The 26,972-nt window shown below is 34.4% G+C and carries 17 protein-coding genes and 3 pseudogenes; 2 read left to right on the top strand and 18 right to left on the bottom strand.

The window, feature by feature from the left end; genetic code table 11:
* Window positions 1-614: 614 nt before the first annotated feature.
* The 14 genes and pseudogenes from ASE40_RS22595 to ASE40_RS12745 all read right to left on the bottom strand — a co-directional run.
* A pseudogene (locus ASE40_RS22595) lies at window positions 615-883 on the bottom strand (hypothetical protein); the annotation flags it as partial.
* 5 nt (window positions 884-888) lie between these two features.
* Window positions 889-1,691, bottom strand: a pseudogene (locus ASE40_RS22600) (hypothetical protein); the annotation flags it as partial.
* 250 nt (window positions 1,692-1,941) lie between these two features.
* Window positions 1,942-4,257: pseudogene (locus ASE40_RS22605) on the bottom strand (hypothetical protein); the annotation flags it as partial.
* A 502-nt stretch (window positions 4,258-4,759) separates the two neighbouring features.
* On the bottom strand, window positions 4,760-5,683 hold the full coding sequence (queG, locus tag ASE40_RS12695) for a tRNA epoxyqueuosine(34) reductase QueG (RefSeq protein ID WP_057117448.1): 924 nt from the start codon (window positions 5,681-5,683) through the stop codon (window positions 4,760-4,762).
* Complete coding sequence (locus tag ASE40_RS12700; protein ID WP_057117449.1) at window positions 5,683-7,029, bottom strand: cytochrome P450; 1,347 nt, start codon at window positions 7,027-7,029, stop codon at window positions 5,683-5,685. Before ASE40_RS12700 ends, queG begins: the two co-directional genes overlap by 1 nt.
* Window positions 7,030-7,040: 11 nt before the next feature.
* The gene (gene ruvB / locus ASE40_RS12705; protein ID WP_057117450.1) at window positions 7,041-8,063 is read right to left on the bottom strand and encodes a Holliday junction branch migration DNA helicase RuvB; all 1,023 of its coding nucleotides are present in this window, start codon (window positions 8,061-8,063) and stop codon (window positions 7,041-7,043) included.
* Between the two features lie 112 nt (window positions 8,064-8,175).
* On the bottom strand, window positions 8,176-9,978 hold the full coding sequence (locus ASE40_RS12710; protein ID WP_057117451.1) for a cbb3-type cytochrome c oxidase subunit I: 1,803 nt from the start codon (window positions 9,976-9,978) through the stop codon (window positions 8,176-8,178).
* Between the two features lie 30 nt (window positions 9,979-10,008).
* Window positions 10,009-11,202, bottom strand: a complete 1,194-nt coding sequence (locus ASE40_RS12715; RefSeq protein WP_057117452.1) for a cytochrome c oxidase subunit II — start codon at window positions 11,200-11,202, stop codon at window positions 10,009-10,011.
* A gap of 19 nt (window positions 11,203-11,221) precedes the next feature.
* Window positions 11,222-12,616: a hypothetical protein gene (locus tag ASE40_RS12720; RefSeq protein ID WP_057117676.1), complete on the bottom strand. Its 1,395-nt coding sequence runs from the start codon at window positions 12,614-12,616 to the stop codon at window positions 11,222-11,224.
* A 27-nt stretch (window positions 12,617-12,643) separates the two neighbouring features.
* A complete protein-coding gene (locus tag ASE40_RS12725) occupies window positions 12,644-13,189 on the bottom strand; it encodes a c-type cytochrome (RefSeq protein ID WP_057117453.1) in 546 nt (181 codons plus the stop codon).
* 8 nt (window positions 13,190-13,197) lie between these two features.
* Complete coding sequence (locus ASE40_RS12730) at window positions 13,198-13,722, bottom strand: DUF3341 domain-containing protein (RefSeq protein ID WP_057117454.1); 525 nt, start codon at window positions 13,720-13,722, stop codon at window positions 13,198-13,200.
* Window positions 13,715-15,115: an NrfD/PsrC family molybdoenzyme membrane anchor subunit gene (gene nrfD / locus ASE40_RS12735; RefSeq protein WP_012023712.1), complete on the bottom strand. Its 1,401-nt coding sequence runs from the start codon at window positions 15,113-15,115 to the stop codon at window positions 13,715-13,717. Before nrfD ends, ASE40_RS12730 begins: the two co-directional genes overlap by 8 nt.
* Window positions 15,116-15,149: 34 nt before the next feature.
* Entirely contained in the window at window positions 15,150-18,209 is a 3,060-nt protein-coding gene (locus ASE40_RS12740) for a TAT-variant-translocated molybdopterin oxidoreductase (protein WP_057117455.1), read from the bottom strand.
* A gap of 32 nt (window positions 18,210-18,241) precedes the next feature.
* Window positions 18,242-19,573, bottom strand: a complete 1,332-nt coding sequence (locus ASE40_RS12745) for a c-type cytochrome (RefSeq protein ID WP_057117456.1) — start codon at window positions 19,571-19,573, stop codon at window positions 18,242-18,244.
* Window positions 19,574-19,793: 220 nt separating this feature from the next.
* Here ASE40_RS12745 and ASE40_RS12750 point away from each other — a divergent pair, with 220 nt between their 5' ends.
* Window positions 19,794-20,183, top strand: coding sequence for an SPOR domain-containing protein (locus tag ASE40_RS12750; protein WP_057117457.1), 390 nt, complete (start codon window positions 19,794-19,796; stop codon window positions 20,181-20,183).
* Between the two features lie 191 nt (window positions 20,184-20,374).
* Here ASE40_RS12750 and ASE40_RS12755 read toward each other — a convergent pair whose 3' ends face one another.
* The 4 genes from ASE40_RS12755 to rimP form a co-directional block, all read right to left on the bottom strand.
* Complete coding sequence (locus ASE40_RS12755) at window positions 20,375-20,884, bottom strand: DUF4920 domain-containing protein (RefSeq protein ID WP_057117458.1); 510 nt, start codon at window positions 20,882-20,884, stop codon at window positions 20,375-20,377.
* A gap of 132 nt (window positions 20,885-21,016) precedes the next feature.
* Entirely contained in the window at window positions 21,017-23,893 is a 2,877-nt protein-coding gene (gene infB / locus ASE40_RS12760) for a translation initiation factor IF-2 (protein WP_057117459.1), read from the bottom strand.
* Between the two features lie 57 nt (window positions 23,894-23,950).
* Complete coding sequence (gene nusA, locus ASE40_RS12765) at window positions 23,951-25,204, bottom strand: transcription termination factor NusA (protein ID WP_057117460.1); 1,254 nt, start codon at window positions 25,202-25,204, stop codon at window positions 23,951-23,953.
* 19 nt (window positions 25,205-25,223) lie between these two features.
* Window positions 25,224-25,688 (bottom strand): ribosome assembly cofactor RimP, encoded by a 465-nt coding sequence (gene rimP / locus ASE40_RS12770; protein WP_057117677.1) that lies wholly within the window; start codon window positions 25,686-25,688, stop codon window positions 25,224-25,226.
* 174 nt (window positions 25,689-25,862) lie between these two features.
* Between rimP and ASE40_RS12775 the strand changes: the two genes are divergently transcribed.
* Window positions 25,863-26,687: a universal stress protein gene (locus ASE40_RS12775; protein WP_057117461.1), complete on the top strand. Its 825-nt coding sequence runs from the start codon at window positions 25,863-25,865 to the stop codon at window positions 26,685-26,687.
* Window positions 26,688-26,972 lie beyond the last annotated feature (285 nt).

Genomic DNA, 26,972 nt, shown 5'->3' on the forward strand with positions numbered 1-26,972 from the left:
ATCTAAAACATTTACATTCAATGTCTGATTTGTATTTGACCCGACAACTGACGATACAGTGTCTGGATTTGCTACAAGATCGCCTGATGTAACTGGTACAACTATAGTCACAGAATCACAGTTTGCAGGTACAGCGCCAACTTCACATATTACATATTGTACATTGTAATCTCCTTTTGGAGTCGATGGACTTACTGTAATAGTTCCGTTTGAATTTAAAGTTAATCCTGTTGGTAAAGTGCCAACAATATTTATACTAACTTCACCAGGATTAGTTCCAATTACAACTGGATTGTCATTTAAGGTATCATTTGCTGTTAATACAACCGTCGTTCCTCCAATATTTCCATTAATTGGTGTAATTGTATCTACAACTGCTTTTATTTTATTGTCTACTACAACCGTCGCTGCTGCTGTTTTACAGTTCGCGGTATTTTTTTCACAGATTTCATAAGTAATGCTGTATGACCCGCTTGGTGCATCTGCCAAAAGAGTAACTTCTCCGTCTGCATCAACACTCAATACTCCGTCAGTTTTTGGTGTTACTGAAGTATTTGCTGCTGTAACCGCTAAACCGTTTAATGTATCGTTGGTTTTTACATTTCCAATATTTNGATCCAGATGTTTTTGTTCCGAATGAATCTGCATTGGCGACTAAACCATTTACAACATCAACCGTAGCTGCTGCTGTTTTACAGTTCGCTGTATTTTTTTCGCAAATTTCATAAGTAATACTGTATGACCCGCTTGGCGCATCTGCCGAAAGAGTAACTTCTCCGTCTGCATCAACACTCAATACTCCGTCAGTTTTTGGTGTTACTGATGTATTTGCTGCTGTAACCGCTAAACCGTTTAATGTATCGTTGGTTTTTACATTTCCAATATTTNAATCCAGATGTTTTTGTTCCGAATGAATCTGCATTGGCACATAAGATTGAATTAATAACAAAACTTACATTTCCAGAAGAACATCCGTTAATTGATGCAGAAATTGTATAGCTTCCTGTAGGTGCTGTAATTGTACCTGCGTTATTGATAACTCCTGTTGATGGGGTTATTATATAATTATAAGTTGAATCATAATTGTTAATAGTAAAACTTCCTGTAAAAGTCGAACATGTCGGTTGAGTGATACTGCTCAATATTGGCGTAGATGGTGTTGTAGTTACAATTACACTTACAGCAGTTCGTGCACTTTCACATGTGTTAGTTGCTTGGCTTACATAATAAGTTCTTGTTGTTAAAATATCTGTTGAAGCTAATGAACTACCCCCTGTTAATTGAGTATACCATTTTAAATTACTTCCAGTAGTAACTGTTAAATCGTTTATTGTTTTATTATCAGCTGAACAAAATAATTGTGCTGAAGCTGTTGGAGCAACTGGTGTTGGATTTATTGTGACATCTACCGAGGTTCTTGAACTCTCACATCCACTTGCAGAAGTCTGGCTTACATAATAAGTTCTGGTTGTTAAAATGTCTGTTGAAGCTAATGCATTACCTCCTGTTAATTGAGTATACCATTTTAAATTACTTCCAGTAGTAACCGTTAAATCGTTTACTGTTTTATTATCAGCTGAACAAAATGATTGTGCTGAAGCTGTTGGAGCAATCGGTGTTGGATTTACCGTAATAGTTCTCGTAGAGGTAACGTCAGAACAACCTCCTGTTCCAGTTACTTTATATGTTATTGTTGCTGTACCTGAGGAAACTCCAGTTNTGTAGCAATTGAAGTATTATCACTTGTCCATGCTCCTCCTGTATCACCACTTGATGAAAAAGTTGATGTTCCGCCAATACAGATATTTTGTGTTCCTGATAAAGTTCCAGCATTTGGTGCTGTCGTTACCGTAATTGTTCTTGTAGAAACTGCATCTGAACAACCTCCTGTTCCAGTTACTTTATATGTTATTGTTGCTGTACCTGAGGAAACTCCAGTTNCGTAGCAATTGAAGTATTATTACTTGTCCATACTCCTCCTGTATTGCCATTTGATGTAAAGTTTGATGTTCCAGCTGTACAAATATTCTGTACCCCAGACAAAACTCCTGAATTTGGAGGAGTTGCAACGGTTACTACTACTGACTTTATAACAGAACATCCAAAAGAATTCGTAGCTTTTATATAATAAGTACCTGCTGTCGCTGCAGTTGGAGTTGCATAAGCAGCTGTTGCTGCCGAATTAGTCCAATAAGTAAAAGTCAAATTTGATGAACTTCCCGCTGTAACAGTTGATGAAGTTAAATCTACTGTTGAAGGAGAACAGACAGATGCTGGATTATTAATTGTAAGTGTTGGCAATGGATTTGGCGTAGTTGAAACACTTGCTGAGTTATTTGCAGCATTACTATCTGTTGTTGTAGATGGTAATGATGCTGTATTTGTATAAACGCCAGAGGCATTAACTTTTGCAATTATTTTTAATGTTTCTGTAGCACCTCCATTTACATCTCCTATGCTCCAAACACCAGTTGTAGCGTTATAATTCCCTGTTGTTTGAGTTGAACTTACGAATGTATAACCTGTTGGCAATAGATCATTTACTGAAACTCCGGTAGAATTATTCCCTCCTAAATTACTCAACTTCACAGTAAATTCTACATTAGAACCTACACATGGTGTTGCATTATCAACGGTTTTGGTAATACCTAAATCCGTACATAAAGTAACTGAAACAGGTTTAGATTGTGTTTGAGCTCCACAGGTTAAAGTCGAAGCAACTGAATATGAACCTGTTTTAGTAGCTGTATAGGTATCTGAATTTGCACCTGCAATCGCTACTCCATTTAAGTACCACTGATAAGGAGATAATCCTGTTTGTGTTTTTAATAATGCTGAATTATTTGTACAACCACCACCAGAAATATAATTAAAAGTTGGATCTTCAGGCTGAACTGCAAAATTTGAGAAAAAACCTGCCATTGTAAATCCTCCTCCTTGCTGCACTATTGAAACTGTTAATTTTGCGTCACTTGATAAAGAAAGAACATCTGGGCTTCCTATTTGAGTATCTTCAAAGTTAATTAAGTACCAGCCAGTATTTCCTAATTGACGGCGAGCCGAAATTCCAGATTTTGTTTCTATATCTTGTCCGTTTACATATACTTTTGAAGAAGCATCCTTTAAAAGGACATATCCAAAGTATGGTAAAGAACCTACTCCATAATTTCTAAATTTTGCCGTCTCAATAAAATTAGATCCTCCACATTGAGATACTGGAGCAATCGTGTAAACATCTACCTCACAATCTCTTGCCGTACCCGAGTATACGGCAACAGTATTTGTTGCGAAAACTCTAGATGCAGAAAAATTAGTTTTAGAAATACCATTTCCGAATGTAAAAAAATCACCCGCATTCAACAAAGTTTTTTCAATCGTCCCTGTCAATACTCCTGTTGCAGAAAATGTATCAACTGTTACTTTTGTATTTGCTTTTGTTGCAACAACAGTTGTTTGTTCTGCTGTATCATTTCCTTTACCTCTTTGAATAAAATACTCTGTACCCAGAACTGCTTCTGGAGGAATTTGGTTATAAGCCCCATCACCACAACCATCTGGCGTGTCAATAGCAGCAGAAGTATTCATAACAGTAGGATTTGAAGATTCAACTAAAGTTCCTATTGGTGCCGTAAATAAATAACTTTGACCAGCATTTAAAGTAATCAACGTACTATTGAATTTTACTGACGTACCATTGGTAATAGCCATAATACTATAAATAGGGCGTTGATCGCCATAACCACCAAAATTCCCAAGAGATCCATCTCGATAATATCCAATTCTATATCGAATACCTATTCCTGCATCTCCAAAACTTGTTAATGCGGCGTTTCCCTTTATATCTTTATCACTTCCTTCACCGCCTAAAGCATCAGAAGCAATATTTCTTAAATTTATAGATATCGGTTTACTTCCCGTTACTATTAAACCAGCAGCATTTATAACTGTGTTTAATTTTAATGCAGGTGCATCTTTAGGTAAACCTGCAAATCTATAAACTGCTGGAGACCCTTTACTAGCAGTTAAAGAATTTGTGATTAAAGTACCGTCACTTTTTAATATTTCAATTGTAACCGGAGTTGTAGAATTTGTTGCAATAACAATTTCATTAGCTTTACTAAAGTATTGCCAAGGAGCCGGTGCAATGTAATGCTTAGTGTAAAACTGAGCCGAAGCATTGTAAGTGCAGATTAATAAAAAAACAATAAGAAAGATGTGCCTAGAAAATCTAGACAAGTTAAAAGTAAAGTTACGCATAGACAACTTGAGTTTGTGGAACAGAAATATTAAGCACTAAAAAATTGATGATTGATTTTAGTGTGTATGTGAAATACGAAAAAAAGGAATAAATGGATTTTGCAAATGCAATAAAAGTCTCATAAAGACCTATAAATAAATAATGTAGCGTTTGGACCATAGTCATGATAGGTTCAATACAAAATTGTTTTTTTAGTTTGTAAAGTAGTTTTGGAGCGACGAAAGTATATATAAGGAAGAGATTCCAACGACAATTGTCGACAAAGTGCAGGTAAACTCGTCAAACAACCATATTTAACAATTGTTGAAGTCTATTTTAGAGTAAAAATGTAAAGATTTGATAATGAACAGATCAAAATTTCTTAAAGAATTATGATTAAATTAAATTCCTACAGAATTTATTGACAAAAACACATATTTTTCGTAAGAAACAAAATGAAAGCAAGGTAGATTCAGGAGATTTAAATACACTGAATATCAATATATTAGTCAAAAAAAAAGTTTATTCTAAAAATTTAATATTACGTTTTAATCCGTCAAATTTTGTTCTTTTAATTGGAGAGTTTTTAAAAACAAGTTTAAATGTTTCTTCTGTTATTTCAATCCAATCTTTTTTGGTAAAAGAAATTAGATCTGGATTTGGATTGAACAAAGGTTCAGAGTGAGGTTTAGAAAAACGATTCCATGGACAAACATCTTGGCAGGTATCACAGCCAAACATCCATTCATCAAATTTTCCTTTCATTTCATAAGGAATATTTTCTTTCAATTCGATGGTGTAATAAGAAATACATTTACTTCCATCTACAACATAAGGTGCAACAATTGCCTGAGTCGGGCAGGCGTCTATGCAGGCTGTACAAGATCCACAGTGATCTGTTACTGCATGGTCATATTCCAATTCTAAATCTATAATTAATTCCGCTATAAAATAAAAAGAACCGACTTTTTGAGTAATTAAATTACTATTTTTTCCAATCCATCCTAAGCCGCTTTTTGCTGCCCAGGCTTTATCCAAAACTGGTGCGGAGTCAACAAAAGCACGTCCAGATACTTCTCCAATATTTTCTTGGATAGAGTGTAAAAATTCTTTTAGTTTATCTTTAATTACAAAATGATAATCCTGTCCATACGCATATTTTGAAATCTTAAAACTTTCATCATTCTGCAAAGATTCTGGATAGTAATTAAGTAAAAGGGAAACAACACTTTTTCCATCCTCAACCAGTAAAGTTGGATCCAAACGTTTATCAAAATGGTTTTCCATATAAGCCATTTTCCCGTTATGGTTATTATTAAGCCATTTTTCAAGCCGAGGTGCTTCGTCTTCTAAAAATCCTGCTTTCGATATTCCGCAAGAAAGAAAGCCGAGTCTTTTAGCTTCGGCTTTTATAAAATTCGAATATTTCTCTTTAGAATTAATCATTATCTTTTAGAAAAAGTAACTTCTATTCCAACAGGTTTTAATGTAATTAACGGATTAAAGTTCACAGTACTTCCAGCAGAAATAACTTTGTACTTTTTAACTATATAAGAAATAGCAAGACACATTTCATAAATGGCAAAACCAGCTCCAATACACATTCTGGGTCCTGCTCCAAAAGGATAAAAATATTGCATAGATTGCTTTCTTTGTTCTCCTAAAAATCGATCTGGATTAAAAGCATGTGGATTTTCCCAATATTTTGGATTTCTATGTAATTCATAAAAAGAAACACCAATCAAAGTGTCTTTTTTAATATTAAACCCTGCTAATCGATCGTCTTCTACATTTTGGCGATCTGTTATCCATGCAGGCGGATACAATCTCATAGACTCATTTAAAACCGCATTAGTATAGGTCATTCTTTGAAGCTGCTCCACAACATCATCCGTCTCAGATTCAATTTTTGTGATTTCATCGAATACTTTCTGCTGTACTTCCTGATTATTTCCTAATAAGTGTAATGTAAAAGTTAAAGCATTTGCAGTTGTCTCATGTCCAGCTATAAATAAAATTTTTATTTCATCTATTAATTGCTTTACAGACATTCCCTCACCAGTATCTTCATAACGGGTTTCAAGAAGCATATTAAGTAAATCATTTACCTCAGTTCTTGAGTTGGTCCTCTCCTCAATAATCTCTTGAATTATGCTATTATTCTCTTCGGCTAGTGCAAGATGTTTTTTAACTTGACCGCTAACAGAAAACCACCAAGCTTTATGAGGAAGCCTAATTTCTTTAATTAAAAAATTCTGAACTTCTTCAATAATAAATTTAATACGATTTAATTTTTCTTCTGGTATCGAAAACTGAAATAATGATTTAGCAACAACATTAAATGCCAATTCACTCATTATTGGAAAAAGATCAACCTTTTTGTTTTCAACAAGTCCATCTAACTCCGAAATAATAGTCAATCTCATATTTTCAACCAGTTGATTCATTTTTTGTTTATGAAAAGCAGGCTGGATAAGTCTTCTTTGTTTTAACCAAAAATCGCCATCAACAGTCAAAAGCCCCTTTCCTAAATATTTAGAAAGATAAACAGATTGAAACTTAGACTTATGATAGTTTTTTTGATTCTTCTGTAATATGTATTGCGCTACTTCATTATCCCTTGATAAGATAATATGACGTGAACTTCCAATTTTTATAGAAAAAGAATCACCAAAATTTCTAAAGTATTTTTCATGATACGGGATAGGATTTCTTCGAACTCCTTCTGCATCCAAGAAAAATCTAAAAATAGAAAGCTTAAGCGGATAATTGTATTTTTTACTGATAGACATGTCTATATGAATTAAAACAATCCACCTTGAATGTTTGTATTTATCTTTCCTAAATGTTTATAGGCCCTATCTGTAACTTCTCTACCACGAGGTGTTCGCATAATAAATCCTTCTTGAATCAAAAAAGGTTCATAAACTTCTTCAATAGTTTCGCTGCTTTCACTAACCGCCGTTGCTAAAGTTGAAAGTCCTACTGGTCCTCCTTTAAATTTATTAATAATTGTAAGCAAGATTTTATTATCCATTTCATCCAAACCATGAGCATCAACATTCAATGCTTTTAAAGCATAGCGAGCGATCTCTAAATCTATGGTACCGTTACCTTTTATTTGTGCGAAATCACGAACTCTTCTAAGTAAAGCATTTGCAATACGAGGAGTTCCTCTACTACGACCAGCTATTTCAATCGCAGCATCAAGGGCAATTGGCATTTTTAATATAGAAGCACTTCTTTCAACAATTGTCGTTAAAAGTTCTGTAGTATAATATTGTAAACGTGAAGAAATTCCAAAACGAGCACGCATTGGGGCCGTTAACAAACCTGATCTTGTGGTAGCTCCAATAAGTGTGAAAGGATTCAAATTGATTTGAACAGTTCTCGCATTCGGACCTGATTCAATCATGATATCAATCTTAAAATCCTCCATTGCCGAATATAAGTATTCTTCAACAACTGGACTTAGACGATGAATCTCATCAATAAATAAAACATCCCTTTCGTCGAGATTTGTCAACAAACCAGCTAAATCACCAGGCTTATCGAGAACAGGTCCCGAAGTAATTTTAATGCCAACTTCTAACTCATTGGCTAGGATATTGGCAAGTGTTGTTTTTCCCAAACCTGGAGGCCCATGAAATAAAGCATGATCAAGAGCTTCACCTCTTTGATTTGCTGCAGCAACAAATACTTTCAAATTTTCCAAAACTTGATCTTGTCCTGCAAAATCATCAAATGACAGCGGACGCAATCTTTTTTCAAGATCTAATTCTTCTGGGTTATATCCTTTCGTAGTAGGATCTAGATTTTCATTCATCCTACAAAGATATAGAAACTAATTAGTTTTGTAAAATAGTAAAACTGAACGTTCAAAACTTTAACTAAACAAAAAAGGCTATCATCTCTGACAGCCTTTAATTATTTTATTTCTAGTGGTGTAAAACTTCTTCACCTTCTTTCATTGGTACATTTTGAGGTACAAAATCTACATCATGATTTGGGTTACTGTAGTCATACGGCCAACGGTATACGTGAGGAATTTCTCCTGGCCAGTTTCCGTGGATATGCTCAACTGGAGTTGTCCACTCTAAAGTTGTAGATCTCCAAGGGTTTTGAACTGCTTTCTTACCGTAGAAAATACTACTAAAGAAGTTGTATAAGAATACTAATTGGAACGCACCTCCTACAAGAGCAAATGTTGTAATCAAAACATTTACATTTTGTAAATCATCAAATAATGGGAAGTTTGTGTTCGTATAATAACGTCTTGGTAAACCAGCTAATCCAATAAAGTGCATTGGGAAGAAAACTCCATAAGCACAAACCGCAGTTACCCAGAAGTGAATATAACCTAAATTTTTATTTAGCATTCTTCCGTACATTTTAGGGAACCAGTGGTAAATACCAGCAAACATTCCATAAAGTGCAGAGATACCCATTACTAAGTGAAAGTGAGCAATTACAAAGTAAGTATCGTGAACGTTAATGTCTAAAGTACTATCTCCTAAAATGATTCCAGTTAAACCTCCAGTGATGAAAGTAGAAACCATTCCAATTGAGAATAACATAGCAGGGTTGAATTGTAAATTACCTTTCCATAAAGTTGTAATCCAGTTAAATGCTTTTACAGCGGATGGAATTGCAATCAATAAAGTTGTAAAAGTAAATACAGATCCTAAGAAAGGATTCATACCTGAAATAAACATATGGTGACCCCAAACGATAGTAGATAAGAATGCAATAGCAAGAACTGACATAATCATCGCTCTATATCCGAAGATTGGTTTACGAGAGTTCGTAGCCATAATTTCAGAAACAAGACCCATTGCAGGTAAAATTACAATGTAAACCTCAGGGTGACCTAAGAACCAGAATAAGTGTTCAAACAATACTGGAGAACCTCCTTGATAATGTAAAACCTCTCCTGCAATATAGATATCTGATAAGAAGAATGAAGTACCAAAACTTCTATCAAAAATCAATAATAAAGCTGCAGATAACAATACTGGGAAAGAAATAACACCAATAATAGCTGTTACGAAAAATGTCCAGATTGTAAGTGGAAGTCTAGTCATAGACATTCCTTTTGTTCTTAAATTGATAACTGTTACAATGTAGTTTAATGATCCCATTAATGAAGATGCAATAAAGATAGCCATTGAAACTAACCATAAAGTCATACCTGTACCAGATCCTGGAATCGCTTGTGGTAAAGCACTTAATGGAGGGTAAATTGTCCAACCTGCAGAAGCTGGTCCAGCCTCAACAAATAAAGAACATAACATTACTACAGCAGATATGAAAAACAACCAGTATGAAATCATATTCATGAACCCAGAAGCCATATCTCTTGCACCAATTTGAAGCGGAATAAGTAAATTACTAAAAGTTCCACTCAAACCAGCTGTCAGTACAAAGAATACCATGATGGTACCATGGATTGTAACTAAAGCTAAATAAATATCATTTGCCATTACACCATCAGGTGCAAATTTATCTCCTAATAAAACATTAAATATCTTAAAAGACTCCTCTGGCCATGCCAATTGCATTCTGAAAAGCAGGGACATTGCAATACCAATTACTCCCATAACAATACCAGTAATCAAGTATTGCTTAGCAATCATTTTGTGATCAATACTAAAGATATATTTAGTAATGAACGTGTCTTTATGATGATGTTCGTGCTCGTGATCGTGTCCGTGATCGTGATCGTGCGCTTCTGCTGACATATATGTGTACTTTAAATTTTCTTAATAATATTATTTCATCGCAACTTTAGCTACAGCCGCTTTAACTGTATCAACAACTGCTTTAACAGTATCGATTACTTTTGCAGCAGTGTCTGTAGTTGGTGCAGCTCCTTCAGCAGCTGGTTTCTCAGCAGCCGCAGCCGCTTTGATATCCTGAGCTAAAGTAGTTTTCTCACTTAACCATTTCTTGTAGTCTTCTGGAGTATCTACAACAACTTTCATTTGCATGTTATAATGTGAAGCTCCACAAATTTTATTACATAATAATAAATAATCAAATGTATAAGGATCTAATGCTGTACCTCCTTTTGCAACTAAATCAACACTTTTTTCAGCTCTTAGCTTGTTGATATGCGCAACTTTTTCAACCATAAATGGCAACTCTCTGTATTCAGCAGTAGTATAAGTTGGAACAAAAGCAAATTCAGTAACCATACCAGGAACACAGTTCATTTGTGCTCTAAAGTGAGGAAAGTAAGCTGAGTGTAAAACGTCTTGAGAACGCATTTTAAAATGCACTTTTTTTCCTTTTGGGATATGTAATTCAGAAACTACAATATCATCTTGAGAATTTTTATCAGACATATCTACTCCTAAAGTATTTACACCTTCAATTAATCTCACGTTAGCTTTACCTAAAGTATTATCATCACCTGCATATCTTGCAGTCCATTTAAACTGTTGAGCATATAATTCAATCTCTATAACATCTTCATCTTTATCAACAAACATGATATTGTTCCAAGCATACAATCCATAAAGAATTAAACAAGCTAAAACAACAGAAGGAATAATACTCCAAATTGCCTCTAATTTATTACTATCAGCAAAAAACAATGCTTTTTTATCTTTATTCCCTTTGTATTTGAAAGAAAACCAATATAATAAACCTTGAGTAATAACTTGAACAGTAAAAATTAAAACCCAAGTAATATTCATTAAATTATCTACTAAAAGTCCATGCTCTGATGCAGGAGTATGAAGTGCTAAATTACCCCATTTTAGTAAACCATAAATAGTAAATATATAGATGAACGCTAAAAAGCCAAACAAAATATATCCCTGAATGTTATTATCATTATCTGATGCAACTTGAGAATCGTCCGAAGATGCTCCTACTTGAGTAAGATCAAATATCTTGGTCAATTGCCATAATGCAACTGCTAATAAAACTAAAACTATAATTACCAACAAACTTGTCATCTGTTTACTTCTTTAAATATTAATAATGAAAATGTTTACTTTCTTCAATGAAAGGATTTCTTTTTGCAAGCAAAGGAGATTTAGTTAATGCAGTAAATACAACAAATATAAATAAACCTAAGAAGAAAAGAATAGATGCAATTTCAGGAACTCCAATAAACCATTTGTCTCCTACTGTACCAGGCATAATCATATTAAAGAAATCAACATAATGACCTAATAATATTACAACACCAGCCATAACAACAACCCAGTTAAGGCGTTTAAAGTCAGTATTAATTAATATTAATAATGGGAAAACAAAGTTCATAACAACCGCCCCAAAGAATGGAAGGTTATATAATTGAATTCGTGTTACGAAATAAGTTACCTCTTCTGGAATATTAGCATACCAAATTAACATGAATTGAGAGAACCATAAATAAGTCCAGAATACACTAATACCAAACATAAATTTAGCTAAATCGTGAATATGACTAGTATTTACATACTCTAAGTATCCTTTAGATTTTAAGTATATAGTCACTAAAGCAATCGAAGTAATTCCACTTACGAAGAACGAAGCAAATACGTACCATCCAAACAAAGTACTAAACCAGTGTGGATCGAAAGACATAATCCAATCCCAAGACATAATAGACTCAGAAACAATAAAGAATACTAAGAATCCAGCAGAAGCTTTGAAATTCTTTTTGTAGTAAAGATCATCGTTTGCCTCATCTTGTGCTAAACAGTTTTTTCTAGAAAAATGACGGTAGATGTTCCACCCTAATAAAAAGATGAAAGCTCTTGCTATCCAGAAAGGAAAGTTTAAATATCCTGACTTACCTGCAATAATAGCATCATAATTTGGACTATTAGGATCTGTTACACCTTCACCTAACCATACAAAAATATGGTTGAAATGTAATCCACATAAAACTAAAATTATAAAAAAGATAATTGAACCAGCTGGTAAATAAGCTGTTATACCTTGCATTACTCTAAATAAAACTGGAGACCAACCTGCCTGAGCAACTTGTTGAATAGCATAAAAAGCTAAAACTCCCATAGAAAGCAGTAAAAAGAAAATACAAGCTACATATACTGCAGACCAAGGTTTGTTTTGTAATTGGTGCAATACGTGCTCTAAATGTTTCTCGTGTTCATTAGCACCAGAAACTTCAGCGTGCTCAGCACCTTTGTGAGTGTCATGTGCAGCTTCAGCAGCAGCATGATGACCTTCTTCTTTATGAGATGCCTCCGCTTTTTCTTCATGTGCAGCACCATGAGAACCATGTTCTTCTGCAGCTAGTATTTTTTCAACTTCTTGAATATCTTTTGGCGCACTTAAAAAACCATACCCAATTCCTAATAAACCAACGGCCATTAAGATGATAGAAAAAGTTTTTAATTTACTTGAAAATGTATACATATCTATTACGATCAGTTTGTTCAACAATTATAATTGGCTTTTTAGTTTCAGAACATAGTCAGCAACTAACCAACGTTCGTGAGCACTTAATTGATTTGCATGTGAACCCATTGCATTTAAACCATAAGTCTCAACATGAAAGATACTTCCTTCAGTGATTTCTCTGTCTTTATAGCTAGGTACTCCAAGAAATTTTTCTCTCTCAACCAATTTACCTTTACCATTACCAGTAGCGCCATGGCAGCTGATACAGTAAATCTCGAAAAGCTCTTTACCTTTTCCAGAATTTCTTTCAATAGAATCCAAAGGAGATTTTAAATTAGCTTTTGCCAATTCGTAACCAGCAGTTGAATTTTCATATTCATAAGGCTCAAAACCTCTATTAATAGTTCCTGCAACAGGAAGCTGTCCTTCTTTTCCTCCTTTAAATATCTTTGCTTCTGTATATGGCTCATAAGCTACAGATTCATACATATTAGGGAAATACTGATAGTTCGGTGCCGAATTATTGTGGCAAGATGAAACTAAAATAGTTATACCAACTAAAAGTGTTATTTTATATATCCTTTTCATAGCTACAATTAATTCTTTTCTATTACTTTAACTTCAACCGCACCCGTTCCTTCAAAGAAAGAAACCAATTCAGCTTCGTTATTATTTACAGCAACTTCCATTAAGAAATGGTCATCTGTTGTTCTAACATCTGGATTTTCAGCTTCTTTAAAAGGCCATAATCTACTTCTCATATAAAAAGTAATTACCATTAAGTGAGCTGCAAAGAATACAGTCATCTCAAACATAATTGGCACAAAAGAAGGCATGTTTTGTATAAAACTAAAACTTGGTTTACCTCCAATATCTTGCGGCCAGTCATGAATCATGATGTAGCTCATCATAGTTGTTGCAACAGAAATACCAACACATCCATATAAAAAAGCACATATTGCTAATCTTGTTGGTGCTAGTCCCATAGCTTTATCCAATCCGTGAACTGGGAATGGAGTAAAAACCTCTTCAATATGATGATGAGCAGCTCTAGTTTTCTTTACTGCATCCATCAAAATGTCATCGTCATTATAAATGGCGTATATAACTTTATTACTCATGATGTGAATCTTTATTTGCTCTTTCTCTAATGTAATTATCTCCTGTTCCTTTCAAAATTGTTTTAACCTCTGCCTGAGCAATTACAGGGAAAGTTCTTGAATACAATAAAAACAATACGAAGAAGAAACCAATTGTTCCAATGAAAATTCCAATATCAACAAATGTTGGTGAGAACATTGTCCAAGAAGATGGAAGGTAATCTCTATGTAAAGAAGTAACAATAATTACGAATCTTTCGAACCACATTCCGATATTTACTACAATCGAAATAATGAATGAGAACATGATACTAGTTCTTAATTTTTTAAACCACATGAACTGAGGAGAGAACACGTTACAAGTCATCATCGACCAATATGCCCACCAGTAAGGTCCAGTAGCTCTATTTAAGAATGCATATTGCTCATACTCTACTCCTGAATACCAAGCTACAAATAACTCAGTAATATAAGCAACCCCAACAATAGAACCAGTAATCATAATAATGATATTCATCAATTCAATATGTTGTAATGTAATGTATGCTTCAAGATTAGAAACTTTTCTCATAACGATCAACAATGTATTAACCATTGCGAATCCTGAGAATACCGCTCCCGCAACGAAGTAAGGAGGGAAAATTGTTGTATGCCATCCAGGAATTACAGAAGTAGCAAAGTCCATAGATACAATCGTGTGTACAGAAAGTACAAGAGGAGTAGCCAAACCAGCTAATACTAAAGATACTTCTTCAAAACGCTGCCAGTCTTTTGCTCTACCACTCCATCCAAAACTTAAGATAGAATAAACTCTTTTATTAAATGGAGTTATAGCTCTATCACGAAGCATTGCAAAGTCAGGTAACAAACCAGTCCACCAGAAAACTAATGATACTGAAAGATACGTTGAAATCGCAAATACGTCCCAAAGTAATGGTGAGTTAAAGTTTACCCATAGAGATCCAAATTGATTTGGAATAGGTAAAACCCAGTATGCTAACCATGGACGTCCCATGTGAATAATTGGAAATAGACCTGCTTGTACTACCGAGAAGATAGTCATCGCTTCTGCAGAACGGTTAATAGCCATTCTCCAACGTTGACGGAAAAGTAATAATACCGCAGAAATTAATGTTCCGGCGTGACCAATACCTACCCACCAAACGAAGTTAGTGATATCCCAAGCCCAACCAACTGTTTTATTTAATCCCCATGTTCCGATACCGGTAGATACGGTGTAAATTATACAACCTAACCCCCAAAGGAAGGCTACTAATGCGATTGTAAATACAATCCACCATTGTTTATTTGCAGGTCCTTCAACAGGCGCTGCCACATCTACAGTTACATCGTGATATGATTTATCACCTATAACTAAAGGTTTTCTAATGGGTGCTTCGTAATGAGACGACATAATCCTTTATATTGTTTCTTAATTAATAATTTTTCTAAGTATTTCTAACTTTAACATGATAGAAAACATTTGGTTTTGTACCCACATGCTCTAATAAGTGATATGCTCTTTCGCTTTCAGCAAGTTTAGCAACTTCACTTTCTTTATCATTAACGTCTCCAAAAATCATAGCTCCAGAAGAACAAGCAGCAGAACAAGCAACAGCATTGTTAAACTCATCTTTTGCAACTACTCTTCCTTCGCGTTTTGCTTGAAGAATTACAGCTTGAGTACTTTGGATACAGAAAGAACATTTTTCCATAACACCACGAGAACGAACGTTTACGTCTGGATTTAATACCATACGACCTAAATCGTCATTCATATGATAATCGAATTCACTATTCTTGTTATATAAGAACCAGTTGAAACGACGTACTTTATAAGGACAGTTGTTTGCACAATAACGAGTACCAACACATCTGTTGTAAGCCATATGATTTTGACCTTGACGACCATGAGATGTAGCAGCCACAGGACAAACTGTCTCACACGGTGCGTGGTTACAGTGCTGACACATTACTGGCTGGAATGCTACTTGAGGATTATCCCCAGGTTTTTCCATCTCATTAAATGTAGATAATGAACTAGATAAACCAGCAATTCCTTCTTTTCTTTCGTTATCGCCTTCAAAAGTGCTTTCAGAAGAATAATATCTATCGATACGCAACCAGTGCATATCACGGCTTCTTCTAACTTCCGCTTTTCCTACAACAGGAACGTTGTTCTCAGCGTGACAAGCAATAACACAAGCACCACATCCAGTACAAGCGTTTAAGTCAATTGAAAGATTAAAATGATGACCAGTTGTACGGTCGAATGATTCCCAAAGGTCTACTGTTGTAGCCTCTACTTCTTGGTGATCTAAAGATACCATTGGTTTTTCATTCCAATGTTCTGCATCTTTAGTATTAAATACTTCTAAAGAAGTTTCTTTAATAATATCTCCTCTACCCATTAAAGTTTTTTGACCTTGAACACAAGCAAACTCATGTTCTCCACCAGCTTTAACGATAGATACAGATTGAACTCCATTAAATCCTTTATATAAAGCGTAAGCATTAATACCTACTTGCATTTCTTCTTTTAGAGATGCTTTACGTCCGTAACCAACAGCTAAACCAATAGTTCCAACTGCTTGACCTGGCTGAACGATAACTGGAACATTTTCCAATTTAACTCCGTCAGCTGTCGTAATAGTAGCATAACTACCATTTAAACCTCCGTTTGCAACAATTTCATTTGACAAACCGATTTTCTTAGCATCAGCATTTGAAACAGTAACATAGTTATCCCAAGAAACTCTTGTGATTGGATCTGGAAATTCTTGCAACCAAGGGTTATTTGCATGTTGTCCATCACCCATACCCGTTTTAGTATACAATACTAACTCAAAGTCTCCAGCTGATTTAGATCTTGCAACAGCACTTGCAGCAGCAGTAGCATCAATTGCACCACCGGCCAAAGCAGTAGCACCAAATACATAAACACCATCATGCAATACTTTATTCCAAGATGACCCAGCAGTAAACACTCCTGAATTTGCTTTTATATAATCATAAAAAGTACCCGGAGTACCATTTAATGATAATAAAACGTCTTGAAATTGTTTTGTATTAAAGATAGGACGAATAGTAGGTTGAGTCAAACTATAAGTTCCTTTTGTCAATTCAATATCACCCCAAGACTCTAAATAATGAGGAGCCGGTGCAGCAACTGTAACAATTGACGCAGTTTCATCTTCTTTTAATGCAAAAGCAACAGAAGTTTTAACTTTTTTCAATCCAGATACGAAAGCAGCAGAATCAGCTAATGTATAAACTGGATTAACTCCGCTCATAATTAAAGTATGAACACTTCCAGCGTTCAAATCTTTAATTAACTGTGCAACAACTGCATTAGAACCTTTTCTAATTTGTCTTGCTCCAGCTGTAGTGAAAGCTTCACTAGCCAATGCTTGATTAATAGCTAATACTAGTAATTGAGCATTTTTATCTTCAATTCCAGATACTAAAACTCCTTTTGTTCCAGCAGCTTTAAGTTGCTGAGCAGCTTTTACTACTTCAGCTTTAACTTTTTCATCTAAAGCCACAGGAACAGAAGCACCTGCAATAATATTATAAATTTGAACTAAAGCTTGTTTTTGAACAGCTGTAGTCATTGGAACACGCTTATCTGCAGCAGCTCCAGATAATGTCATATTTGATTCAAACTGAAAGTGACGAGACATTTTTCCGTTTTGAGGAATACGTCCTTGTGCATATCCAGTGTCATATCCACCACCTTGCCAGTCTCCTAAGAAATCAGCACCAACAGATACAATTAAAGAAGATTTTGAAAAATCGTAATCTACTAAAGCTCTCTCACCAAATACAGATTCAAAAGCATCTAAAGCTTCAGATGAAGAAACTGCATCATAGACAACATGCTTCGCATTAGGATTTTTAGCAATAAACTCAGCAATTAATTTTTCTGTAGATGGACTTGCTAAAGTATTAGTTAACAATACAACTTGACCACCTTTAGCTTTTGCATCAGCTAAGCTAGATTTGATTCTTAGATCAGCAGCAGACCAAGTAGAATCTTTTCCATCTACTTTAGGCTCTTTCAAACGACCGCTATCATACAACCCTAATATAGAAGCATGAATTCTAGCATTCGCAGAAAATTTAGCTCCTGCAATTTTATTGTTTTCAATTTTAATTGGACGACCCTCGCGAGTTTTCACCAAAAGATTAGCAAAATCAAAACCATCAAAAACTGTAGTTGCATAATAATCCGCAACACCAGGAATGATTTGCTCTGGTTGTAATACATAAGGGATAGACTTGTGAACAGGACCTTCGCAGGCAGCTAATGTAACAGCTGCAGTACTAAACCCTACGTACTTTAAAAAGTCACGACGTGAAGTCCCTGATGTAGATAAAGCATCAGCGTTACCCAAAAACTCATCAGTAGGAATTTCTTCAACAAACTCGTTATTTCTAAGCGCCTCAACAATAGAGCTATTTTCTAGCTCTTCAACACTTTTCCAGTATTTTTTGTTTGATGACATTGTATATATATATTAAAATCTTAATAAATCGATTAATAGTGGCATTTACCGCATTCTAAACCTCCCATTTGCGCTGCAGTTAATTTCTCTACACCGTATTTTTTAGAAAGTTCAGCATGAATCTTATCATAGTAAGCGTTACCTTCCATCTTAACATCAGTTTTTCTGTGGCAATCCACACACCATCCCATTGTTAATTTAGAGTATTGCTTCATGATTTCAAATTCTTGAACTGGTCCGTGACAAGTTTGACATTCAATTCCAGCAACAGAAACGTGTTGTGAGTGATTGAAGTAAACAAAATCAGGAAGATTATGAATACGAACCCATTTTACAGGTTGAGTTTTTCCAGTATAAGCCTGTTTAGTCTTATCCCATCCAACAGCATCATATAATTTTTGAATCTGCGCATCATAGAAAGCTTTACTGTACTCAGGAGTAGCAGTTGTTTCAGCAACCTCAGAAATATTTTTATGACAGTTCATACAAACATTCAATGAAGGAATTCCAGCTGTTTTACTTACACGAGAAGCAGAGTGGCAATATTTACAATTGATTTCGTTATCACCAGCGTGAATTTTGTGAGAATAGTGAATTGGCTGAATTGGCTCATAATTCTGATCTACACCTACTTGCATCAAGTATCCGTATACAAAATAACCACTTGCCAAAAGCAAAAAGATAGAAGTCACTAAAACCAAGAATTGATTTTTAACGAAAGCTTTCCAGATTGGAGTTCTAGCTTCTTTTGGAGCAACTTCAATACCATTTTTATTTGCAACTTTAGTTAAAACCTTGTTCACCATGAACAACATCACAACTAAAATAGCCATTACAAGAGCAAGAGCTCCTAAAATAATGTTATTTGAAATTCCACCGCCTTGAACATCAGTACCAGGAGGCGTTGCAGCCCCAGGAGCCTTTGCAGGATCAGCTTTTACTTCAGAAGTATAGGCTATAATATTATCAATATCTCCTTCAGACAATTGAGGAAACGAAGTCATAACAGCTTTGTTATTTTCCTCAAAAAGTTTAACAGCAACAGGATCACCTGACTTAATCATGTCAGAACTGTTATGCACCCACTTGTAAATCCAAGCCATATCATGCTTAGCAGCTACCCCTCTTAAAGCAGGACCAGTTGATTTAGCATCTAATTTGTGACATGCAGCGCAATTTGCATTAAAAAGTTCCTTCCCTTTTACTGGATCACCGCCACCTGCAGCAGGAGCAGCAGCCGCAGCTTCAGGCGCCGCCGGAGCAGCAGCATCTTGAGCAAATGAAGTTAGGGAGAAAATTAACGTCAGCGATAAGCCAAACAGCAATTTTCTTGAGATCGAATTATGGTTACCCACCTTTTTCATATAGTATAAATAATTGTCTACTAATTTTTGGTATGATTTTTTCTGTATTAGATTCAGTAAAAACACACACCCTCTTTTAAAACTTGCACAAAAATACGACTTATGAACTATTCTCAAAACCTTAAAATACCCTTAAATATCAATTTATATCAATTCTAAATAATATTAAAATTTTACACTCAAACTTTAAATAGTATTTTTGCATAAAAACCATCACATTATGAGAATTTTAAGTCCTTCAAAAAGCCTTTTATTAACAATTACAACGATTGCTTTTGCGCATAACATTAACGCACAAGACCAAAATTTAACATTGAATCAAGATCCTAAATTTGAGCAATTGTTAAATGACAAACGTAAAATTAACACGTCAATAAATACAAACGATACTTATCGAATCCAAATCTTCAGCGGGAAAAGCGATGAAGCAAAAAAAACACTGTCGGATTTTAAAAGGGAAAATTCAAACATTGACGGAACAATTATATTTAGCACTCCAAATTATAAAGTAATTGTAGGAAACTTTAAAACCAGAATAGAAGCTGAAAGAAATTTAGCCGAAATTAAAAAAAGATACAAAAGCGTTTTTTTACTCAAACCTGGAAAATAAGACACTAAAAAAGCGAGATAAATATCTCGCTTTTTTTATATTCTCGATAGTGACTACAATTCCTTAAACATAAGTAAAAACAATCATTTTAAAACAAAACCTTCTTTTTAATTATAGACTGAAGCAATATTGTCCAAACTTCATTAAATCAGTTTTATATCAAAATTTTAATACTTTAATCGCAGTAACAATTAATTTACTACTTTAATTCCATTCGCTAAAAATCTTATTTCCTCTTTTGGTGACTTGATCGCATCTATTTCATCTTTTGTCTTTTTAGCATCCTTTGCATAATGTTTCAATTCTTCAACAGAAGTAACTTTTTTCTCAGCAACACCTTCTAAAACTACATTTTTACCTTTTAGTGCTGTAGGAACAAAAAAAGCATAATCTTTCATTTTAACAAAGAAAACAGATCCATCTTCAGTCTTAAGACTCAACCAACATCCCTTCTTTGGACAGACATCTGTCACTTCGCCTTTTACAGCTACATTTTCGATTTTGTTAGTAATCTTTAAATCTTTCTCTAATTTCTCAACCGAAACCGCCTTATTAAGTGAACCATTTGAAACATCTGATCCATAGTAATCTCCAACTAATGCATTACCAGCAGGAGGCGCAGCTTTCTCTACAGCTTGCTGTGAAAAGCATAAAGAAGAAAAACTAATTAACAAAAAAATTGTACATATTCTTAGTTTCATATTCAATAAGTTTTATAAAATTGATTCAACTAAATTACACATTTAATTCATAAAAAAATAAGCCAGCAATTAAACATAACCACAAAAAAAGTCCCAATTTGCATTGGGACTTTACATATAATTTATTGAATATTATTTCAATTTCTTTTTAATAGCTACTTCATGGTAAGCTTCAATTACATCGTTGATTTCAATGTCATTAAATCCTTTTATTTGAATACCACAATCATAACCTTTACTTACTTCTTTAACATCATCTTTGAATCGTTTTAAAGCAACTAATTCACCTGTATGAACTACAACTCCATCTCTAATAACTCTAATTTTAGAGCTTCTCAAGATTTTACCATCTGTTACCATACAACCTGCAATTGAACCTACTTTAGAAATTTTGAAAATCTCACGGATTTCCGCAGTTCCTAAAACTTCTTCTTTCATCTCTGGTGCTAACATTCCTTCCATTGCATCTTTCAAGTCATCGATAGCAGCATAAATAATAGAATAATAACGGATATCGATTTCTTCCTTATCAGCAAGCTGTCTAGCATTTCCTGCAGGACGAACGTTAAATCCAATAATAATTGCATCAGATGCAGAAGCTAAGTTAACGTCAGTTTCTGTAATTGCACCAACACCTTTATGAATGATATTAATTTGAACTTCTTCTGTAGAAAGTTTAGAGAACGAATCTGATAATGCTTCAACAGATCCATCAACGTCTCCTTTAAGGATAACATTTAATTCTTTAAACTGACCAAGAGCAATACGACGACCAATTTCATCAAGTGTAATATGTCTTTGTGTACGTACAGATTGTTCACGCATTAATTGAGAACGTTTAGATGCAATTTGTTTTGCTTCTTTTTCATCTTCAAATACATTGAACTTATCTCCTGCAGTAGCAGCTCCATCCAAACCTAAAACAGAAACTGGTGTTGAAGGTCCTGCTTGTAAAACAGTATGCCCTCTTTCATCATGCATAGCTTTAACTTTACCATGATGTTTTCCAGCCAACATGTAATCTCCAATTTTCAAAGTTCCGTGTTGAACTAAAATTGTAGAAACATATCCTTTTCCTTTATCTAAGAAAGCTTCAACTACAGTTCCCTGAGCCGCTTTATTTGGATTCGATTTTAAATCTAAGATTTCAGCTTCTAATAAAACTTTTTCAAGTAATTCTTTTACTCCTAATCCTGTTTTTGCAGAAATATCATGAGATTGGATTTTTCCTCCCCAGTCTTCAACAAGTAAATTCATACCTGCCAATCTTTCTTTAATTTTATCAGGGTTAGCATTTGGCTTATCAACTTTGTTGATCGCAAATATAATTGGCACATTAGCCGCTTGAGCGTGACTGATTGCCTCTTTAGTTTGCGGCATGATATCATCATCCGCAGCAATTACAATAATAGCAATATCTGTAACTTGAGCTCCACGTGCACGCATTGCGGTAAACGCCTCGTGACCAGGAGTATCTAAGAAAGCTATTTTTTGTCCATTATCTAAAGTAACTCCATATGCTCCAATGTGCTGTGTAATACCTCCAGATTCACCCGCGATAACATTTTCTTTACGAATATAATCCAGTAAAGATGTTTTACCGTGGTCAACGTGACCCATTACTGTAACAATTGGCGCTCTTGTTACTAAATCTTCTTCTTTATCTTCTACAACTTCAATCGCTTCTTCGATATCTACTGTAATAAATTCTACATCGTAACCAAACTCATCTGCAACGATAGTTAATGTTTCAGCGTCTAAACGCTGATTCATGGTTACCATGATTCCAAGAGACATACAAGTTCCAATTACTTTTGTAATCGGCACATCCATCATGATTGCAATTTCACCTACAGTAACAAATTCCGTAACCTTAATAGTTTTACTTCCTTCGTCAAGTGCTCTCTGCTCATCATCAGATTTCTGACGGTGCGTTTCTCTTTTATCTCTTCTGTATTTTGCCGCTTTAGATTTCCCTCCTTTACCTTGAAGTTTTTCAAGAGTTTCTCTAATTTGGTTTTTTACTTCTTCTTCTGTTGGCTCAACTTTAGCTACAATCGCAGGACGATTTCCTTTTACGAAACCAGGTCTAGCACTTCTGTTAGCATTAAAACCTCCACCATTATTATTTGGCGTAATTTTATTTGGGTTTGGCGTTCCAGGTGCGTTATTACCAGTTGCAGGTTTTGGCGCTCCAGGAGTTCCAGGTTTAGGAGCAATTCTTTTACGCTTATTTTTATTTGCGTTATTACCACCAGCCCCAGGAGTACCCGGTTTATTCTGAGCCGCTTTAGGATCTTCTTTCTTTTTCTTAGGCTTATTAAATTGAGACAAGTCAATTGTCTGCCCTGTAAGAGTTGTTCCTGAAAGCTTTTGATATTGAGTAGTGATCGTTTCCTCTGAAGTTGCTGGATCAGTCGATACGATTGGCTCCTGCGCAGCTTTAGATTCTGATTTCACTTCTTTTTTCTCAGTAATAATAGGTTTTTCAACCTTTTTTGTTTCCGAAACCGGCTGTGATACTACTGGTTCAGATTTTACAGTTTCATTTTGAACTGGTTTTTCTGACTGCACAGGTGTAACAACTGCTTTTGGTTCTTCAACCTTAGTTGTTTCTTCAGAAGGAGTAATTGCAGGTTTTTTTGGATTCAAGTCGATTTTACCAACTTGTACAGGTCCTGAAACAACAGCTCTAGCTTTTATTATTTCTTGCTGTTTTTGACGCTCTTCTTCTTGTCTGCGTTTGTCTTCAATTTCTTTTTCACGTTCTACACGCAATGCTTCTTTCTCTTTTCTTTTCTCTTCTCCAACCTCTTTTGAAGCCTCCTTATTCCCCTTATCGCCCGCAAATTGACTTTGAAGGATATTAAATTCACTATCAGAAATTTTTGCATTAGGATTTGCATCAATAGCAATTCCCTTATCTTTTAGATAATCTACAGCTCTTTCTAACGAAATATTTAATTCCCTTAAAACCTTATTTATTCTTATTACTCTCTCTTCAGACATATAACCTTTTTATTATTACCTTTTTCGTTGTGTTGTTAGAGCAGAATCAGCTATCTCTTAGCTGTCAAACTCTTCTTTTAGTATTTTCATAACATCTAGAATTGTCTCCTCTTCTAAATCTGTTCTTCTTACTAAATCTTCTACTTCATGTTTCAAGATACTTTTTGCAGTATCTAAACCTATTTTAGCAAACTCTTCAATTACCCATTCTTCGATTTCATCTGAAAACTCTGTTAATTCAACATCATCCTCATCTGCAACAGTACCGGCAACATCTCCTTCACGAATAACATCTAATTCATAACCAGTTAATTGACCAGCTAATTTGATATTGTGACCACCTCTACCAATTGCTTTAGAAACCTCTTCTAATTTCAAGAATACTTCAGCTCTTTTGTTATCTTCATCAATTTTGATAGAAGAAACTTTTGCAGGGCTTAATGCTCTTGTAATAAACAATTGAATGTTGTTTGTATAATTGATTACATCAATATTTTCATTTCCTAATTCACGAACAATTCCATGAATACGAGAACCTTTCATTCCCACACAAGCACCTACTGGATCAATTCTATCATCATAAGAATCAACAGCTACTTTTGCTTTTTCTCCAGGAATACGAACTACATTTTTCACTGTAATTAAACCGTCGAAAACTTCTGGAATTTCTTGTTCAAATAATTTTTCTAAGAACTTTTCTGAAGTTCTAGACATAATAATTTGAGGTTTATTTCCTTTTAATTCAACGCTTTCAATAATACCGCGAACATTATCTCCTTTACGGAAAAAGTCAGATGGAATTTGTTTTTCTTTTGGAAGAACAATTTCATTTCCTTCGTCATCAACCAAAATAACTACTCTAGGACGTACGTGATGTACTTCTGCTGTATAAATATCACCGATAATATCTTTAAATTGTTTGTAAAGATTTGTATTATCGTGCTCATGAATTTTAGATATTAGATTTTGGCGAAGCGCTAAGATAGCTCTTCTTCCTAAATCAATTAATTTTACTTCTTCAGAAACCTCTTCTCCAATTTCAAAATCCGCTTCAATTTTTCTTGCTTCAGTCAATGTAATCTCCTCATTTTCAAAATCAAGATCCTCATCGGCAACAATTACTCTTCTTCTCCAAATTTCCATATCCCCTTTATCAGGATTTATAATGATATCGAAATTTTCATCTGAACCGTATTTTTTCTTTAATGCATTTCTAAATACGTCCTCTAAAATTGCCATAAGCGTTACACGATCAATAAGTTTATTATCTTTAAACTCTGAGAATGAATCGATTAATGCTAAATTTTCCATGCGAATTTTTTAATTAAAATTAAAATGTTACCGTAACAACTGCCTCTTTAATTTCTGTATAAGGTATTTGTTGCTCTTTTTGAACTGTTTCTTTTCCTTTTCCTACTTTTTTCGGTTCTCTTGCTTTCCAAGACAAAATTATAAAAACATCATTAGCTTCTATCAATTCTGCCTCGATTTTTTCAGTATTTGTAGTAACAATCAGCGTTCTACCAATATTTTTCTTGTATTGTCTTATTAATTTTAAAGGCGACCCTACTCCAACTGATGCTACTTCAAGCGAAAAATCCTGCTCTTCACGATCCAGATTATTCTCTATTGCACGACTAATATCGATGCAATCCTGCAGTGCCACTCCATTATCACCGTCTAAACCAACACTAATTTTAAAAGAATCCGAAACTGCCAAATCAATCAAAAAGATAGATGGTTTTTCCAGAAGAGCTTCCGTAATTAATCCGTTTACTTTTTCTTTAAATGTCATAATTTTATAAAAAGAGGGGACATTTAGTCCCCTCATTATTTAGATTTTAATAAATAACAGTGCAAATATAGTGATTTTTTTATAAATCAAATAAATTGATTGCTCTAAAAATATTTCTTATCTTTATATAAGCATTAAAATACTGAATTATTCATACAATTAATCCTCAAAACTATGAAACGAATTTTAGTACCTACCGATTTTTCAGAACATGCAGAAGACGCCTTAAAAGTCGCTGCTCAAATTGCTAAAAGAAACAATTCTGAGATCATTATTTTGCACATGCTTGAATTACCACATCAAGCAAACGACGCCATTCTGGGCGGAATCAGCATTCCCGAAAGTATGCTTTTTATGAAAAAAGCAAATGAAATGCTGGACGAAGTTTCTGCAAGACCTTATCTGGACGGAATAGAGGTAACCGAAATCGTAAAAATGGACAAACCAATACACGGTATCATTCAAATCAGCAAAGATCATGATGTAGATTTAATCGTAATGGGCTCACACGGTTCTTCTGGTGTCGAAGAATTATTAATTGGATCTAATACTGAAAAAGTTGTTCGAAATTCAGAAATACCCGTTCTAGTTATCAAGGAAAATATTTCGAATTTTAATGCTACTAATATTGTTTTCGCTTCTGATTTTTCAGAAGAAGCAAAAAAACCTTTTGAAAAACTTTTAAATTTTGCAAAATTCTTTGACTCAAAAATACACCTTGTAAACATATGCACTCCTAACAGCTTTAAACCTACACACGTTGCCGAGAAAGCCATTAATGAATTTATAGATCAGTTTAGCATCACCAATTACACAGCTCAAACCTACAATGACACCAATATTGAAAAAGGAATTATTAATTTCTCTAACAAAATAAACGCTGACATAATAGGAATGTGCACACATGGAAGAACTGGTTTTGCACACTTCTTTAACGGAAGCATAAGCGAAGGGTTAGTCAATCACGCTGTGAAACCTGTAATTACCTTAAAGATTTAAATAATAATCACAACTTAAAAAGCTTCTCAAATGAGAAGCTTTTTTTTNCTAACAACCTACGTATCTCTTCTACAGTAATACCAAGATACGCCGCAGCCGCATCGAGATTACCACCTAAAAAGTCTACTATTTTTACCACATCATCAACCCAGCCTCCCCCTTGCACTAATTTCATCTCAGAAGGATTTAACTCTGTAAAATTCAATTTTTTTAAATTGTCCATAATTTCAATCAATTAAATTATTAAATCAGTTAAGAACAAAAAACACTGCAGTATTTTTTTTT

Origin of the sequence: Flavobacterium sp. Root935 (assembly GCF_001429295.1) — a bacterium.
In the GTDB taxonomy this organism is placed as follows: domain Bacteria; phylum Bacteroidota; class Bacteroidia; order Flavobacteriales; family Flavobacteriaceae; genus Flavobacterium.